The following is a 14,079-nucleotide window of genomic DNA, read 5'->3' on the forward strand; positions in this document are numbered from 1 at the left end:
TTATGTTTAAAAAAGTAATAATAGCCGAAGATCTGGATGCTATCAGTTTAGGAATCGAGCAAGTCTTAAAAGATTTAGATATTGTTGATTTTCAACATTCAAAATATTGCGATGATGCTTTTCTTAAAATACGCGCGGCTATTCAGAAAAATGAACCGTATGATTTATTGATCAGCGATCTTTCCTTCAAGACAAATCATCGGGAAGTAAAAATTGCTAATGGTGACGAACTGGTTCAGAAAGTTCGGGAGTTACAGCCTGACATCAAAATCATCGCCTACTCTGTTGAAGATAAAAATTACCGAATTAAATCACTTTTTGATAATGCCGAAATTGATGCATTTGTATTAAAAGGCCTGAATAGCATTGAGGAATTGAAAAAAGCTATTCATATTACCTCAACTTCAGATCAAAAATTTATTTCGCCTGAAGTTGCTTCTGCACTTCAGGAGAAAAACAATTTTGAAATAGATGATTTAGATATTCAGATTTTAAAACATTTATCATCAGGAACACCGCAGGATGAAATCATACAAATCTTTAAGGACTTGGGTATAAAACCCAACAGTAAAAGTGCCATGGAAAAAAGACTTTCTAAATTAAAAGATTTTTTCAAAGCAAACAATACCGTACAATTGGTTTTTATTGCAAAAGATCTGGGGATTATTTAACCTCAGCCGCTATATAATTTACAAAGCTCCTTCGGGGGCTTTTTTTATTTCTGAAAATTAATAATTTAGAGATTATGGATTTCCGTAAAATACTGGTTTTAAATAGGTTTAAGTTTGGATTATAAATCAAATTAAAATCAAAATTATGAAAAAATTAGTCGTTTTATTTAGTCTGTTCTTCCTGGTTCTGGGAGGTAGTATTGAAGCACAAAGTGGTCATTATAAAAATGGAAAAGGAAGTTCTCATAAAGGAGGAAAGTACAAAAATTCGAGTACCCATAACCACTATAAAAAAAGAAAATAACATTTCTAAAATCATGGGATTTCGATTTCAAAAGAGAATTACACTTGGAGGAGGACTTGGATTAAATATTAGTAAATCCGGAATTTCTCCAAGTTTAAGAACAAAAATGGGAACATTTAGCAAAAACGGTTATTCTGTAAAAACAGGTATATCTGGATTGAGATACCAAAATAGCGGCTGTATTGTATTGTTTGCCTTTACAGGAATCATAACATTTTTAATTTTCACACTAAAACATTTATAATCATGGGATATAGAAAAGGATATTATAAAAAAGATGGAACTTATGTTCAAGGGCATTTCGCTAATACAAGGTCAAGATCTTTTACAAAGAAAAATAGCGGATGTATACTTATTTTTTTATTATCACTATTAATAGGATCTGTAATTTCTTGCTCAGAATCTTCAGATACATCAAATGGATCAAGCAACACTTCAAACTCAAATTGCCCGACCAAAACCTGCGGCGATTTTTCATCTCAAGCTGCAGCACAATCAACTTACAACAACAACAAAAAATGCTATAAAAATTTGGATTCTGATGGAGACGGAATAGCATGCGAAAATTTAGGCAAATAAAAATCTAAAACAATGATAACACTAGAACTAAAAAGTCACTTCCTAAGATTATATCAAATGGCATTATCGGATGATCAATTTGATGTATTAGAACTGCAAATGATGTATCATTTTGCCGATGAAAGAGGAATTCCAAGAGAAGAACTGGATAAACTTTTTCTAAATCCAATTAATACAGAGCTTATTATTCCTGAAGAATTAAATACCCGAATAGAATATTTATATGATTTTACAAGAATCATTTGGGCCGATGGAAAAATTACAGATGACGAATTAAACATGCTTAAAAAGTATTGTAGGAAATTCAATTTTTTGGATGAAAACATAAATGAACTTTCTTCTTACCTCATCGATTGTGTTCAAAAAGACATTCAGAAAGAAGAAATTATTAGTCAATTAAATTCTTAAGTTATGAAATCACTTACCCAATTATTCAGTATAAAAAAAGCTGAAGATTCTCCTGTCAAAACTTTTGATGACAATGAAGAAGATAGAGAACAAATAAGAATAACCTATTATCAAAGTGGTTTTGCTGCATCAGTAAAAGCAACTGGGAAACCAATTGTTTTAAAAGCATGTTTACAGAATCTCTATATGAGTTTTGAAGATCAATGCCGCAAGCAAAAACTTGAGCAAGATCGCTTAAAGCAGCCTTATCGTGAAGAGCAGGAAAAAAACAGAACGGAACTTAAAAAATCTGAAGCCGCAATAGGAATTTTCGAAAAGAAAGAACAGGATATTAATGATGAAATTGACCAAATAAAAAATGATATTATCGAAGTCAAACGTAATCCTGATAAATACGGTATTGAAGATGGTAAAGGCTTAAAAGCACAATTTTATATTGGTTTATTTTTATTATTCCCAATAACTCTTTATTTATTAGTCTTTTATATTTCGGCGTCGTATTCTGCTTTTTTCAAGGAATTTGCAAATGATAGTTTGACAGCTGCCATTTTTGATGCAGATGCTTTAACAAATTCTTTTAAAGCAAGTTGGCTTGAAGGTGTTTTAGTGATTACGATTCCGTTTGTATTTATGGGATTAGGTTATGTAATTCATATGGTTCAAAAAGAAAAAGGTATTAAGAACATCTTTAGAATAATTGGATTATTTGTAACAACATTTTTATTTGATGCTCTTTTGGCGTATCAAATTGAAAAAAAGATTTACGAGTTTAACAAAACAACAGATTCTGCTCCTTACAATTTAAATATTGCATTAGGCGAAGCTGAATTTTGGATGATCATATTCGCAGGATTTGTAGTTTATATTATTTGGGGACTTGTTTTTGATTTTGTAATGAAAGAATTTGAAAACATTGATAAAATCAGGGCTTTCATAAGAGGTAAAAAAGAAAAACAAATAGACTTAAATAAAGTGAAGGTTGATGTTATTGCTAAAATCAATGATTTTAAACAACAGGTGATTACTATCAATGGAAAAATTTCAGAATTACAGTCTAAAATTGATGGCTTTGTTTTTCCTGTCAAAGAATATCTTCATTATCATCACCAGTATAAAGAAGGTTGGTTCCAGGCAATTAACACTGAAATAGCTTTACCACACAAAGAAAAAGTAGAATTGTTGGAAGGTTGCGAAGACTTATCCGAAGAGCACCTTGGTAAACTGAATTTAGTTGACCCCGACTTTCAACATTTAGTATACTCTAAAAACTAGTACGATGAAAAATATTTTCAAAACAATACTAATGGCTGTATTATTAGTTTCTATTTTTTCATGCAAACAAGATACTCATAAATATGAGAACGAAATTTCCATTAAAAACTATGGAGCAGAAAATTACAACCTCAGCATCCTAATCGATTTATCAGATAGAATTAGCCTTAAAAAAAATCCAAATCCAACGATGGAATATTTTCAAAGAGATTTGGGTTATATAAAATCAGTTTCTGAAACTTTTACACAGCATTTAAAAGAAAAAAGGATAAGGCAAATTGATGACAAAATGCAATTGTTTTTTAATCCGGAACCTTTAGATCCAAAAATTAATTCAATCTCTAAAGATCTAAGAATTGTCATTGATAAAAATAATGCATCAAAAGGTTTTCTAAACTCTATAAATGCAAATTATACCGCACAAACTTCCAAAATTTACACCTCAGCGATAAAAGATGATAATTATATAGGGTCTGATATTTGGAGCTTTTTCGACAATAAAGTAAAAGATCAATGTATTGAAAATGGATATCGAAATATACTTATTGTTCTTACTGATGGCTATATATATTATGATGGTACTTTAATAAAAGAAAAAAATAGAAGTACTTATATTACTCCGGAACTTATTCGCAAAAATGGTTTAAACACTCAGGATTGGGAAAAGAAAATAAAAGATCAGGATTTTGGATTCATTAAAATAAATAGTGATTTATCTAATCTCGAAGTTTTAGTCTTAGGAATAAACCCAAGTAAAAGCAATCCATACGAAGAAAAAATAATAAAAGCATATTGGACTAAATGGTTTGCCGAAATGAACATAAAACATTTTGAAATTAAAAATGCCGATTTACCATCGAATATGGACAAAATCATCAATGACTTTATATTAAAAAAACAACAAATCTAAATTTTACTATTATGGAAATCAATATTCAACTTAAATCACTGGCTGACAAAATTACACAGCTTAAAAGCAAAATTGAGACTGAAGAGTCTACCAAGCATGCTTTTGTTTTACCATTCATTCATATTTTAGGATATGACGCTTTTAATCCACTAGAAGTTGTTCCAGAATTTACAGCTGATTTGGGACTCAAAAAAGGAGAAAAAGTAGATTATGCAATTTTTCAAAATGGCGATCCCATCATTATTGTTGAATGCAAAAGTTGGAAAGAAAAATTGACCGTTCATAATTCGCAATTATTTCGATATTTCCATGTTACTAAAACAAGATTCGCATTATTAACAAATGGAATTACGTATCAATTTTTTACTGATTTGGATGATCAGAATAAAATGGATGAAAAACCATTTTTGGAATTTGATATTACCAGCCTTAAAGAAAATACGATTAATGAAATTGCGAAATTTCATAAAACAAATTTTAATGTTGATAATATTGTAAGTAATGCCAGTTCGCTGAAATATATCAAAGAAATTAAAAAGCAAATCAACGCCGAATTAGAAAATCCTTCTAACGATTTTACTAAACTTTTTGCGAATAAAGTTTATACTGGAAGACTTACGGAAAAAGTCGTAGATGAATTTAAAGATTTAGTTCAAAAATCAGTTAGTCAATATATTAATGAAAAAATTAATGACAGACTAAATGCTGCGCTTACTAAAGAAACGATTAAACAACAGGATGAAGAAATTACAACTATTGAAGAAGACAATAAGGTTAATACAACTGATGAAGAACTAGACGGTTATCGTATTGTAGTTGCCATTTTACGACGAAAATTGCCAATTAACCGAATAGTACATCGCGATACGCAATCTTATTTTGGAGTTTTATTAGATGACAATAATCGTAAACCTTTATGCAGACTTCATTTAAATGGTGGCAAAAAATATATCAGCCTTTTTAATGACAATAAGAATGAAACAAAATCTGCTCTTTCAAGTATTGATGACATTTATCAATTTGAAAAAGAGTTACTAGAAACCGTTGCGCTATATGAAACCGAACAAAGTAATTAATCCCGTATAACTACGCATTTATAAAATATCAGTTCCAATTACTTTTATCAGGCATTAAATATTTTATACAAAAGCCTATGCTAAAAAACTACTTACTATCATTTTTCCTGGTAACTATAGTTTCCTGTAAAAAAGCAGCTGCTCCGCCTCCTCAAAAAATAAACACATTTTATAAGGAGGTGATTACAGCTGACGACAGAAAAACTATTACTCCTGAAGAAGCTAAAACTTATCATGTAGATGATGTTTATGAATACAAATACAGGACAGGGAATTCCGGACATTATGAATATAATTATGATGTAAAAGGAATAAACAGCGTTGGTGATTCTGTTTTCGGAAACATTAACGTTTCCGGAAAATATGGTGCCGGAATATTGATTAATGATTCTATTGCTGATCTTGAAATTAATACCGAGTGGATCTCTTTTGGAAAACTAAAAGCAACTGATAAAAAAGGAAATGAATACCAATTAATCGTCAAATAAAAGTCGCCCCAATGAAATATACCCTACTCTTTTTATTTATGTTCCTGACCTCTTTTCATCCCGTTGAGACCAAAGTATATATCTGCGGCCCAACGGGAGCAAAGAAATATCATTATAATGAAAATTGCCGCGGACTCACCGCCTGTAGACACGTACTAACAAAAGTAACTCTTTCACAGGCACAAGGCTACGGATTAACGCTGTGCGGCTGGGAAGACTAACGGTTTTTAGCACGCACTTAAATCTCTTAACAATTTCATAATCTTAACATTACGCTCAATTCACATTAGTTTTATTAATTTGAGTAAAACTAAATATTATGAAATTCTTCAATCTAAATTTTCTGGTTTCATTCAAAGAATGGCTTTTTTTAAGAGCGATGCATTCTACTTTCCTTCACTAATAAATTTATTACTTTAAAATAAATTATTAGTCTAAAAAAATAAGGAAAGTCAATTGAATGAATAAAGTTGAGAAGTCATTTTTACATAAAGACCAATTTGGACAAGATTTTTTGTGGGGTGTTTCTACTGCCGCTTTCCAAATTGAAGGGGCTCATGATGCAGACGGAAAAGGTTCTTCTATCTGGGATGTTTTTACATCTCAAAAAGGGAAAGTAAAAAACGGTCATCATGCCCTAACAGCTTGTGATTTTTATAATTCGTACCAAAACGATATTAATCTCATAAGCCACTTAAATATTCCGAATTTTAGGTTTTCGATCAGTTGGCCGCGAATTATGCCTACTGGAACGCATCCTGTAAATCAGGCCGGAATTGACTACTACAATAAAATCATTGATTCATTACTCGAACAAGGTATCGAACCCTGGGTTACACTTTATCATTGGGATTTGCCACACGCACTCGAAGTAAAAGGCGGATGGACCAATCGCGATTCGGTTTCCTGGTTTTCTGACTATGTCGAGGTTTGTGCAAAATACTTTGGTGATCGGGTAAAAAACTGGATGGTTATTAACGAACCTTCTGTTTTTACCGGAGCGGGTTATTTTCTGGGCATTCATGCTCCCGGAAAAAAAGGAATTACCAATTACCTAAAAGCCATGCATCATGTAACGTTGGCCACAGCTGCCGGCGGAAAAATACTTAGAGATAAAGTGGCTGATGCTAACATCGGAACAACATTTTCCTGTACTCATATTGAACCTTTCTCTCAGAACATAAAAGATATCGAAGCCGCAAAACGCGTTGATACTTTACTGAACAGAACTTTTATAGAACCTATTTTAGGAATGGGTTATCCTCAGAAAGATTTGGCAGTACTAAAAAAACTGAACAATTATATCAAAGAAGATGACCTCAACAATCTGGCCTTTGATTTTGATTTTATCGGACTTCAATGTTATACTAGAGAGATTGTAAAAGCTTCGTTATTGACGCCCTACATTGGTGCCGAATTAATCAGTGCCGAAAAGAGAAATGTCATTGCCACTGACATGGGTTGGGAAGTCTATCCTCCTGCCCTATATCATATCTTAAAAAGATTTAATGCATATGAAGGCATCCGAAAAATTATAATTACGGAGAATGGCGCTGCTTTTCCCGACACGGTTACCAATGGAAAAGTTTACGATATCAAACGTACACACTTTATTCAGGATCATTTAGAGCAAATTCTGAAGGCCAAAGAAGATGGTTTAAATGTGGAAGGTTATTTTGTGTGGAGCCTTACCGATAACTTTGAATGGGCAGAAGGTTACAACGCCCGTTTCGGATTAATACACGTTGATTTTGAAACGCAGAAAAGAACCATCAAGCATTCCGGTTTATGGTTTCGCGACTTCTTATCTTAAATAAAAATTCTGATAAACTTAAAATAGCAATCTTATGGAAATCAATTGGCTTATCATTTCTGCAATCGTAATTGGAGTTGCTATATTAGTTTATTTTCTAATCAAGCAAAATAAAAAAGACCGCAAAAAGATCGAAGAAGAGCTAAACTTCACTAAAAAATCTGATGAAGTAGAGATCAATAATGATCCTAATTTATAATCCATTTTCATTAAGCCAATTGCTCAAATCCATTCACATTAGTAATTTTAGCTGTTTTTCTATTCTATTATTTGACAGCTAATTTCATACGGTTCTTTATGGAAACCATATAAAATAATCTTTTGTCTGTCTACGTATTTTATTGGAATTAGGATATCAAGATAAATATCTGTATAAAGTGAAAGAAATAGTGTTTCATTTAGTTTTTCTAGTATAATTCTACTTCCTTCCTTATTTAAACGTTCGTTTATTTCTTGAATATATGGCGGATCTAAAACTTCATTGAACCTGACATTCATTTTTTCTCCATTCCAATTGATCTCAAACTTTAAATTCTGAATTTCACTTTCTGTTAATTCAGTTTCAGTAGCGTTTAGTTTTTCGTAATCATCTTCAACAATACAATCTTCTGTTATTGTCTTTTCATCACTTAAAACTTTGTAAATTTTTCCATTTCTAAAAAATCTGATTCGGTTTTCATTTATAAATTTATATTCCGTTTCGCTTAGTTTTTCGTTTCTGTTTTCGTTTACTATTTTTATTAAAGAGGCATCATTTTTCTCAACGTTAAAATAATCAATTACATTATCATCAAACTGAATTATTTCAGGTTTTCCATAATGGTCCGGAGTTTTTATAAACAACCAATTTTCTTTCATATGCGATTTTATTAATAGTAACTCTAAGTACTAAAGTAGGTCTAAAACTAAATTAAATCCATTATTCTGATCTGCGACATAACCTTAAATACAAAACCAACTTTCTTCCCGATACTTCGGGAAATACAATTGCCCAAATCCGTTGTAGTAGCTTTTAGATGTAGTCTTCAGTTCATTACCAATATTCAAAGATTCGAGAAATTTTCCCATTTTTGAACTCGAAAAGTGTCATTTCTGAGTCTCCAACTTTAATACCATCATCTTTCTTTTTAACAAACCTTTTTTCTACAACTACTGCGTTTAGGCCGATAATTTTGTTTACTATTTTTATATCTGTAATTTTTCCGTCATAACCTCCTTTTTTTTGATTTCTGACGTATCCATTATACAAATCTTGTCTGGTATAAGTTCCACCATACTTTGGATGAACATATTCAAAGTCATCCGTAAAAAGTTCAAAAGCGCGATCAATATCTTCGATTGTTGAGTTTTTCTGAAATATTTTAAGGTTCAAATCGTAATATTTCTTCACTACAGTATCTAGTGAGTCTTTATGCGCTTTTGAGGTATCCTGCGCAAGTATTTGGTTAGTTAGTAAAAAAAGTAATAAAATAGAAAATAATATTTTTAAATGTGTTTTCATATGTATTTTGTTAGTTCAAATTCTACTTAACGTTCCCGCACTTATGGCTTTTTTGGAATTTTGAAAACGATCATTTTCGGTTAAACGAAAATTCGATGAGAAATGGTAATTCCACTAAATTCGCAAATCGCTATAGACGTGTGTGGTAGGGCGTAACAATCTGTGCAAAACATTTCCGTTTCTATTTGTATTCTGCTTTTCACTTCCGTTTAGGCCGCAAATTGGCTTGACTTTTTCTTTTTTACGGTTTCTTCCTTATGCCCGTTTTTAGATACTCAATTTTTCTAATAGTACTCAAAATCATTTACAGCTTACAGTTTTTCTCAATGCTTTTATTTTCAAATCAAGATTTTTTTATGTTTTTTTATCTATTTCAGTTTTTAATTTTGACCTCAAAAAAAACCAAAGAGGAATACTAAAAATCAAAAGTAAACCAAAGTTAAAATCTGCTTCTGTTTTTATGCTTAGAGCAATAAAAGATCCTATCATAATTCCTGTAAAAAAAAGACCAAAGGCAATTATTTGAATTGCTTTTTTTGAGAAAGTTAAATTTCCAATTGTAATTTGTTTCATGATTTTTTGATTAAAAGTTAATGTGTTTCTGATTTTAAAAGTTATGCACTGCAATGTTCCCGCGCTATAAGCAGTTTGGGATTAAATTAAGCACTATTTTACGATTTGCCAAATCATCCCAAGTACAAGACCATCTTTCCATTATGCCCAATGCCCAAATCCGTTGTAGTGGCTGTTGGCGGGTATTGCATTTATTCTGCTAATTTTCTCAATTCGGCAATCAATTTCGGAATGTCTTGTTTGGCATTTGCAATAAAATCATAATCCGCTTCCGTTGCACCAAATAGCTCTATGTCATTTCCTCTTTCGCTTCCAATTCCTGTCATTATAAAACTTGAACCACTTGTATGGTCTTTCCCTTCAATATATGCTTTCCAAATTCCCTTTTGAGCCTTATTCAGTCTTTCTTCTATTTTATTAAGTTCTTCTTTAGTCATAAAACTTTATTTCTTTCTGTGATATGTAGAAAACTGTTTTTCTGCTATTGTTTTCGACCCAATATTCTATTTCAGGATTTTTGCTATTCATTTTTTTAGCGTATTCAATCGCATTGTTTTTTGAGTCAAAAATTTCATAAATTTCATTTTTGTCACCGCCAGTTATAAATAATGATAAGTCTTTCCTCAAAACATGTCCGGTTTTAAATTCTGCTTGTCCAACAAAAAACTGATTTTCCACTTTTTATGATTTTTGAATTTCGATTTGGCATTACTGGTAACTTTTTTATATGTATGATAAAATCATACATAGCTACCCAAATTAAGATAGATGTGTATGATTTTAATCACGCATTATTTTTTTTAGGAATTTTTTTTTCAATTAAAAAAAGCTTCTATTCACAACTACTTATCTTTGAAATCTAAACTTATACTGCTGTTTTAAAATCCCAATATGAATCTTGCCATTCTCTTTTAAGTGCGCTGTCAAAAGAATATATTTTTCTTCGGGATAGTTTATATCATAACTAAAGACAGTATCTTTTACTTTTACCTGAAGCAGATGTTTTCCATCACCTGATGCTGACAATGCTACTGTTTCATACGAAGGCAGCGCATTTGTTGCATTCAAGTTAATATCCTGAACTTTCTTTTTATCCAGAAGTACTTCTAGTTTTAATTTATCAAGTTTCATATTTGTTGGCTGTTCAAACGAGACAACATATTTTTTACAACCAAAAGTTGATAAAAGAATGAATAGTATTAGGAGCTTTTTCATAAAAATGTTTTTAGTTACAAGTGATCGACTCTATTGTAATATTTTATAAATATAAATAATTTTATTACAAATCAATTGTCCGGAAAAAGGAAGTTTTCATATTTTAAACATAATAATTCTCAATGACTAACTTATAAAAAGCTAAAGAAACAGCACTTGTAAACTCATCAAAAACGTACTTTTTTGTCCTAATTTATAAATCAGTACTCCTGAATTATAAATTTATTCCGGTTCCAATAGTCCTCATAATAGCTTTGTGAAAATTTTAATTCTAAAAGCTTATGAAAAAAATCATCTATTTTATCACACTGGTATTTTTACCAACTTGTTTATTGGCACAAACAGAAGAAGAGGCAGCTATTAAAAAATGTATTCAGAATTACATTGATGGTACCTCATACAACAAACCGGAAAGCATCGAAAAAGCATTTTATCCGGAGGCCAATTTATTTTTGAGCCATAAAGACAAGGAGTTATGGATTGTACCCATTAGTGAATATACTTCATGGTTTAAAAATGATAAGCAGGGACAGTTTAATGGTCGCATAGGCAGAGTTATTTCAATTGATTTATTTAACAATATAGCTTTGGCTAAGGCAGAAATACTAATACCCGACAAAAAAATGGAATTTATTGATCTTTTTTTACTCAAAAAGATTCAGGGCGAGTGGAAAATAATCAGTAAGTCCGCTGGCAGTATGACTAGTAATAAATCAGGACAGCAAATTCTATTTATTGTTTCTAATGCTCATTATTATGGCAAATCGACCATAGCAACAGGCAATAGTTTTGCTGAAATAGTAAACGCCTACAATACTTTTAAAATAGCAGGTTACAACGTCGAATTTGTAAGTCCGGAAGGAGGAAGTATTCCGTTAGCCTACATCAATACCTCCGACACTTTACAAAAGCAATATTTATTTGACCCGGATTTTATGTATGCGATAAAAAATACTAAAAAGCCAGAAGAAATAGATTCCAAAAATTATAAAGCGGTTTATTACGTTGGTGGTGGAGCTGCTATGTACAATGTACCAGAGAACAAGCAAATTCAAACTATTGCCTTAAAAGTATATGAAGAAAATAAAGGGGTTATTTCTTCTGTTTGCCATGGAACCGCCGGAATTGTGAACTTAAAAACAAATGATGGCAAATATTTAGTAGCGGGGAAAAAAATTAGCGGTTATCCCGATTCCTTCGAAAAACAAGATGGAGCCTATTTTAAGCACTTTCCTTTTTTAATTCAAAAGACAATTGAAGCAAGAGGTGGCACTTTTAAGTTTTCCAAAGGTGATGTTTCACATGTAGAAACGGATGGGAGAATCGTTACCGGACAAAATTTTCAATCCTCAAGCGACGTAGCTTTAAAAATTATAGAAATACTAAATGGTGCAAAAACAAATAATCAACTTTAGTAGTAACTGATCTGCACAAATGAAAAATCGTAAGCCTGTAAAATAAAAATTGCAGGCTTTTTTTTATCATTCCCTGCGAAATTATGATCTAAAAAATACCTTATTTTTTCATGCTATAATCATCCAATAAATTTCTAAAAAAAAATGCATTTTATAGCAAAAAAAATCGCTATTTCCTTGATATTTATTAGGTTTAACGGATTATTTTTCTTATCTTTATAGTATAAATAACAGATGATATATGCCGAAAAACAAACTATTTCAAAGTCAAAATTTCCCTTTAAAAAATTATTCTTTTTACTTCTTTACGCATTTTATTTTTCTAAAAAATGCTTTCCACTATTCTTTAGAAACTTTGCTTTCTAATCTTTTTTCTGCACAAAATATAAAAGCGCAGAAGACATCAGAGCAACCGCTCCAATTCCTATCGTAATTATTTTTCGTGGATATATTTTCTGACCTATTTTTTTAGAAAATGTAGCTGCAAAATCAAACAAAAGATTTCCTTTTTTAGGATGCTCTTTCGACTCTTCATGTTCATTTTTCACTAAACACTCTACGCCTATGACTTCTTTTTCTATTTCAACAACTGCATTAGCTTTATGCGCAATCTCAATTTGTTTTACTTCTTCAATTCTATATTTTTCATTGAATTTTTTAAAAGGCCGCGGTTGAAAATCGACCATAACTGCTGCGAGATTTATTGCATCAATATTTGATGGATCTGTTTCGCCTTTAAAGAAAGTTTCAATAGGCCTGAACTTGTCTTTTTGTTCCTTAAACTTATTTTTTTTAGTATGATCAAAATCTAAACAAAATAAATTTCTAAAAACATTTAGGTCCTCTTTCGTTGGATTATTTTCAAAAATGAGCCAGCACAAGTCACGGAGTTTTCCGCGGGAAGGGTTATACAAAAAATCAAAATGTTCTGCTTCTTTTTCTATCTCGTATTTAATTTTAATCGCTTTTTTATATTCTTCTAATGTATGATGCATGGTATTTTTTAAGATTTTTTGGAATCTCAGAAAAACGTAACAATTCTGATAATTCCGTATAAAAAAAGACTTCAAAGCGCCTTTATTTTTCCATAGAAATTAGTTCACGTTTTATGTACTGATTAAAACAAATATATAAAACTAGTTCAAATTAAAAATGTGGAAAACCGTAAACGGGCTGATTTCTTCAAAACTCCATTTTTCATCTTTTTTTAATAGTCCGAGACAACCTTTTTAGTGGTTTTTATCTCTATTAAATAAAGGTCAGGTGTGGTTTTACATTCACAAAACATGTTCTAACAAACCTAAATTACTATGCATTGTATTTTGTTTTTTAGGAATTCGCGGGAATCTCAGGAAAACGCGGGAATTCTGGGAATTCCTTATCAACAAAGGGCTAAAAGCGCCTTTCCTTTGCCATAGAAATTAGTTCAAGTTTTGTCTGCAGATTAAAACAAAAATATAAAACTAGTTCAAATTAACATTGTGGAAAACAGTAAGACCGAGTTTATTCGGGAAGTATAAATAACGTCTTACAGTTCTACACTTTTTACTTCCCAAAATCAATTTGGTGTCGCCATTAACAAGCGCCGGAATATTCCGGACGGCCATACCCATGTCTAATTTCTAAATTAAATTAAAATGAAAAAACTAATACTTTTAAGCGCTTTCGCTTTACTATTTACTATATTTTCTTGTACTCCGGATGAGATTGAAACTCAACCAAAAAAGAAAATCGAAAAAATTACTAATCCTATCCAGGCTGAAATTCCTATTCCTGGTGGTCCTGGTGACACTCCTACAACACCGCCGCCGCCGCCAACGAAACCATAAAAGATTAAGATCAATAAATATATAT

21 protein-coding genes are annotated in these 14,079 nt (G+C 31.2%); 14 read left to right on the forward strand and 7 right to left on the reverse strand.

Features of this window, described 5'->3' with window-relative positions:
• Positions 1–2: 2 nt before the first annotated feature.
• The 12 genes from BUA98_RS12065 to BUA98_RS22360 all read left to right on the forward strand — a co-directional run bounded on the left by BUA98_RS12065 (position 3) and on the right by BUA98_RS22360 (position 7,720).
• Complete coding sequence (locus BUA98_RS12065) at positions 3–671, forward strand: response regulator (protein WP_072972806.1); 669 nt, start codon at positions 3–5, stop codon at positions 669–671.
• 145 nt (positions 672–816) lie between these two features.
• The gene (locus tag BUA98_RS22355) at positions 817–975 is read left to right on the forward strand and encodes a hypothetical protein (protein WP_159433464.1); all 159 of its coding nucleotides are present in this window, start codon (positions 817–819) and stop codon (positions 973–975) included.
• A gap of 13 nt (positions 976–988) precedes the next feature.
• A complete protein-coding gene (locus BUA98_RS12070; RefSeq protein ID WP_139257011.1) occupies positions 989–1,219 on the forward strand; it encodes a DUF4236 domain-containing protein in 231 nt (76 codons plus the stop codon).
• 2 nt (positions 1,220–1,221) lie between these two features.
• Entirely contained in the window at positions 1,222–1,554 is a 333-nt protein-coding gene (locus BUA98_RS12075) for an excalibur calcium-binding domain-containing protein (protein WP_086065265.1), read from the forward strand.
• Positions 1,555–1,566: 12 nt separating this feature from the next.
• Positions 1,567–1,962, forward strand: coding sequence for a hypothetical protein (locus BUA98_RS12080; protein ID WP_072972810.1), 396 nt, complete (start codon positions 1,567–1,569; stop codon positions 1,960–1,962).
• Between the two features lie 3 nt (positions 1,963–1,965).
• Positions 1,966–3,234, forward strand: coding sequence for an ABC transporter permease (locus BUA98_RS12085; protein ID WP_072972812.1), 1,269 nt, complete (start codon positions 1,966–1,968; stop codon positions 3,232–3,234).
• A 4-nt stretch (positions 3,235–3,238) separates the two neighbouring features.
• Positions 3,239–4,144: a hypothetical protein gene (locus BUA98_RS12090; protein WP_072972814.1), complete on the forward strand. Its 906-nt coding sequence runs from the start codon at positions 3,239–3,241 to the stop codon at positions 4,142–4,144.
• Between the two features lie 11 nt (positions 4,145–4,155).
• Complete coding sequence (locus BUA98_RS12095; RefSeq protein ID WP_072972815.1) at positions 4,156–5,220, forward strand: type I restriction endonuclease; 1,065 nt, start codon at positions 4,156–4,158, stop codon at positions 5,218–5,220.
• A 77-nt stretch (positions 5,221–5,297) separates the two neighbouring features.
• Positions 5,298–5,708 (forward strand): hypothetical protein, encoded by a 411-nt coding sequence (locus tag BUA98_RS12100; protein ID WP_086065267.1) that lies wholly within the window; start codon positions 5,298–5,300, stop codon positions 5,706–5,708.
• A gap of 11 nt (positions 5,709–5,719) precedes the next feature.
• Positions 5,720–5,929, forward strand: a complete 210-nt coding sequence (locus BUA98_RS12105; protein ID WP_072972817.1) for a hypothetical protein — start codon at positions 5,720–5,722, stop codon at positions 5,927–5,929.
• A gap of 239 nt (positions 5,930–6,168) precedes the next feature.
• The gene (locus tag BUA98_RS12110; protein WP_072972818.1) at positions 6,169–7,521 is read left to right on the forward strand and encodes a GH1 family beta-glucosidase; all 1,353 of its coding nucleotides are present in this window, start codon (positions 6,169–6,171) and stop codon (positions 7,519–7,521) included.
• Positions 7,522–7,555: 34 nt separating this feature from the next.
• Positions 7,556–7,720, forward strand: coding sequence for a hypothetical protein (locus tag BUA98_RS22360; protein ID WP_159433465.1), 165 nt, complete (start codon positions 7,556–7,558; stop codon positions 7,718–7,720).
• Positions 7,721–7,779: 59 nt separating this feature from the next.
• On the opposite strand, the gene BUA98_RS12115 is transcribed toward BUA98_RS22360, so the two are convergent.
• From BUA98_RS12115 to BUA98_RS12140, 6 genes are all read right to left on the reverse strand, one after another.
• A complete protein-coding gene (locus BUA98_RS12115) occupies positions 7,780–8,379 on the reverse strand; it encodes a hypothetical protein (RefSeq protein WP_072972820.1) in 600 nt (199 codons plus the stop codon).
• Positions 8,380–8,554: 175 nt separating this feature from the next.
• Positions 8,555–9,022, reverse strand: a complete 468-nt coding sequence (locus BUA98_RS12120; RefSeq protein WP_072972821.1) for a nuclear transport factor 2 family protein — start codon at positions 9,020–9,022, stop codon at positions 8,555–8,557.
• Positions 9,023–9,376: 354 nt separating this feature from the next.
• The gene (locus tag BUA98_RS12125; RefSeq protein ID WP_072972823.1) at positions 9,377–9,595 is read right to left on the reverse strand and encodes a hypothetical protein; all 219 of its coding nucleotides are present in this window, start codon (positions 9,593–9,595) and stop codon (positions 9,377–9,379) included.
• 191 nt (positions 9,596–9,786) lie between these two features.
• Positions 9,787–10,032 carry a hypothetical protein gene (locus BUA98_RS12130; protein WP_072972824.1) on the reverse strand — a complete coding sequence of 82 codons (246 nt, stop codon included), beginning with the start codon at positions 10,030–10,032 and terminating at the stop codon, positions 9,787–9,789.
• A complete protein-coding gene (locus BUA98_RS12135; RefSeq protein ID WP_072972826.1) occupies positions 10,025–10,273 on the reverse strand; it encodes a hypothetical protein in 249 nt (82 codons plus the stop codon). The genes BUA98_RS12130 and BUA98_RS12135 overlap by 8 nt, the downstream gene beginning before the upstream one ends.
• A 168-nt stretch (positions 10,274–10,441) precedes the next feature.
• The gene (locus BUA98_RS12140; RefSeq protein ID WP_072972828.1) at positions 10,442–10,810 is read right to left on the reverse strand and encodes a hypothetical protein; all 369 of its coding nucleotides are present in this window, start codon (positions 10,808–10,810) and stop codon (positions 10,442–10,444) included.
• A 281-nt stretch (positions 10,811–11,091) separates the two neighbouring features.
• On the opposite strand from BUA98_RS12140, the gene BUA98_RS12145 reads away from it, so the two are divergent.
• Positions 11,092–12,225 carry a nuclear transport factor 2 family protein gene (locus BUA98_RS12145; protein WP_072972829.1) on the forward strand — a complete coding sequence of 378 codons (1,134 nt, stop codon included), beginning with the start codon at positions 11,092–11,094 and terminating at the stop codon, positions 12,223–12,225.
• 362 nt (positions 12,226–12,587) lie between these two features.
• On the opposite strand, the gene BUA98_RS12150 is transcribed toward BUA98_RS12145, so the two are convergent.
• Positions 12,588–13,220, reverse strand: a complete 633-nt coding sequence (locus tag BUA98_RS12150) for a hypothetical protein (protein WP_072972831.1) — start codon at positions 13,218–13,220, stop codon at positions 12,588–12,590.
• Between the two features lie 642 nt (positions 13,221–13,862).
• On the opposite strand from BUA98_RS12150, the gene BUA98_RS12155 reads away from it, so the two are divergent.
• Entirely contained in the window at positions 13,863–14,054 is a 192-nt protein-coding gene (locus tag BUA98_RS12155) for a hypothetical protein (protein ID WP_072972832.1), read from the forward strand.
• The last annotated feature ends 25 nt before the right edge of the window (positions 14,055–14,079 follow it).

It is taken from the genome of Flavobacterium saccharophilum (assembly GCF_900142735.1).
Lineage (GTDB): Bacteria > Bacteroidota > Bacteroidia > Flavobacteriales > Flavobacteriaceae > Flavobacterium > Flavobacterium saccharophilum.

Excerpts from the sequence above, each read along its gene's own strand:
- BUA98_RS12085 (WP_072972812.1), top strand. The coding sequence starts at position 1,966 with ATGAAATCACTTACCCAATTATTCAGTATAAAAAAAGCTGAAGATTCT.
- BUA98_RS12095 (WP_072972815.1), top strand. The coding sequence starts at position 4,156 with ATGGAAATCAATATTCAACTTAAATCACTGGCTGACAAAATTACACAG.
- BUA98_RS12140 (WP_072972828.1), bottom strand. The coding sequence starts at position 10,810 with ATGAAAAAGCTCCTAATACTATTCATTCTTTTATCAACTTTTGGTTGT.
- BUA98_RS12120 (WP_072972821.1), bottom strand. The coding sequence starts at position 9,022 with ATGAAAACACATTTAAAAATATTATTTTCTATTTTATTACTTTTTTTA.
- BUA98_RS12080 (WP_072972810.1), top strand. The coding sequence starts at position 1,567 with ATGATAACACTAGAACTAAAAAGTCACTTCCTAAGATTATATCAAATG.
- BUA98_RS12130 (WP_072972824.1), bottom strand. The coding sequence starts at position 10,032 with ATGACTAAAGAAGAACTTAATAAAATAGAAGAAAGACTGAATAAGGCT.
- BUA98_RS12075 (WP_086065265.1), top strand. The coding sequence starts at position 1,222 with ATGGGATATAGAAAAGGATATTATAAAAAAGATGGAACTTATGTTCAA.
- BUA98_RS12150 (WP_072972831.1), bottom strand. The coding sequence starts at position 13,220 with ATGCATCATACATTAGAAGAATATAAAAAAGCGATTAAAATTAAATAC.
- BUA98_RS12090 (WP_072972814.1), top strand. The coding sequence starts at position 3,239 with ATGAAAAATATTTTCAAAACAATACTAATGGCTGTATTATTAGTTTCT.
- BUA98_RS12145 (WP_072972829.1), top strand. The coding sequence starts at position 11,092 with ATGAAAAAAATCATCTATTTTATCACACTGGTATTTTTACCAACTTGT.
- BUA98_RS12115 (WP_072972820.1), bottom strand. The coding sequence starts at position 8,379 with ATGAAAGAAAATTGGTTGTTTATAAAAACTCCGGACCATTATGGAAAA.
- BUA98_RS12110 (WP_072972818.1), top strand. The coding sequence starts at position 6,169 with ATGAATAAAGTTGAGAAGTCATTTTTACATAAAGACCAATTTGGACAA.
- BUA98_RS22355 (WP_159433464.1), top strand. The coding sequence starts at position 817 with ATGAAAAAATTAGTCGTTTTATTTAGTCTGTTCTTCCTGGTTCTGGGA.
- BUA98_RS12065 (WP_072972806.1), top strand. The coding sequence starts at position 3 with ATGTTTAAAAAAGTAATAATAGCCGAAGATCTGGATGCTATCAGTTTA.
- BUA98_RS12155 (WP_072972832.1), top strand. The coding sequence starts at position 13,863 with ATGAAAAAACTAATACTTTTAAGCGCTTTCGCTTTACTATTTACTATA.
- BUA98_RS12070 (WP_139257011.1), top strand. The coding sequence starts at position 989 with ATGGGATTTCGATTTCAAAAGAGAATTACACTTGGAGGAGGACTTGGA.
- BUA98_RS12105 (WP_072972817.1), top strand. The coding sequence starts at position 5,720 with ATGAAATATACCCTACTCTTTTTATTTATGTTCCTGACCTCTTTTCAT.
- BUA98_RS22360 (WP_159433465.1), top strand. The coding sequence starts at position 7,556 with ATGGAAATCAATTGGCTTATCATTTCTGCAATCGTAATTGGAGTTGCT.
- BUA98_RS12100 (WP_086065267.1), top strand. The coding sequence starts at position 5,298 with ATGCTAAAAAACTACTTACTATCATTTTTCCTGGTAACTATAGTTTCC.
- BUA98_RS12125 (WP_072972823.1), bottom strand. The coding sequence starts at position 9,595 with ATGAAACAAATTACAATTGGAAATTTAACTTTCTCAAAAAAAGCAATT.